The sequence below is a fragment of the Vibrio sp. YT-18 genome, from assembly GCF_033337345.1.
Lineage (GTDB): Bacteria > Pseudomonadota > Gammaproteobacteria > Enterobacterales > Vibrionaceae > Vibrio > Vibrio alginolyticus.
The window spans coordinates 1-1,006 of the sequence record NZ_JAWOQO010000314.1 but is presented as its reverse complement, the minus strand read 5'-3'; the positions used below and the strand labels follow the sequence as shown (position 1 = coordinate 1,006).

The 1,006-nt window shown below is 42.2% G+C and carries 1 protein-coding gene; it reads right to left on the bottom strand.

Annotation, left to right across the window (positions count from 1 at the left end):
• A partial coding sequence (locus tag R7M72_RS26245; protein WP_318056612.1) for a lamin tail domain-containing protein occupies positions 1 to 578 on the bottom strand: 578 nt, incomplete at its 3' end.
• Between the last annotated feature and the right edge of the window lie 428 nt (positions 579 to 1,006).

Genomic DNA, 1,006 nt, shown 5'->3' with positions numbered 1-1,006 from the left:
GTTGGCGCGTGGCCATCCACTTCACACACAAATGCTGCAGGTGGCTCAGCTGCGTTCAGCTCGCCCAAGCCATCAATGTTGTCTTTTGCTAACGTTGTCCATTGAGAAGATTGGAAAGTCGCAGAAGGCGTCAGTGCGTCACCGTTACGTACCAAAGTGGCGTCTTTGCCAAATGCTACACCACCCATCACGCCGACCATGTCGTGCACTTCACCATCTTTTAATAGTGCTAGAGGAACGTCACCATTAAAGTTCGCCACGTTTTTATCGGTCTGGTCAGCCACTGCTTTAATCGCATCGCTGGCATCACCATGGGCAAGAACAAACACCTGCTTCGCTTGCAACGTCACTTGGCTCAAATCGATCTTGCTGCCCCAAGTGCCACCACCATTAGATGATTTCGCTAGCTCATAACCTGTTAGCGTGACTGCGGCATCACCGGTATTCGCGATCTCGACCGCTTTATTATACGAGCCACCTTCTACGTACTGGGAAATGATAATTTCTGCATTCGCGTTAGCGCTAAGCGCACTAGCGATGGTTAATGCAAGTATTGAGGGTTTGATTAACGTGTCCATTGTCGTACCTGATATTTATTTAAATGCAAACTAAGCTCCGATCAGAGCCTACCATTTGCGTCTACTATCAGGTTTATTTATGAAATAAATAAGAAAGAGCAGTAAAAGCCGTGAAATAAATCACATGTGAATCTATAAAAATATGCCAAAACAGCGTATTCAAACATATTTTGTAATAAATACAGTCCAGTAGTGCAGCAGGAAAGCAAAATTAGACTAATTGCTCAGTTTATTTTTTCATTCCATGTTATGGAATACATCAATACTTCCTTGGTACACCAAGTTATTATTTCGAGCGCTTTCATGCTTCATTAAATATAATTAATTACTAATTTAGAATATTGCTACTTTGGTTTATTTCAGAATCTCGCTTGTTATTTACTCCCCCGCTTTCCGCACTCGCCATTTACACTTCAAATTTTTATCAA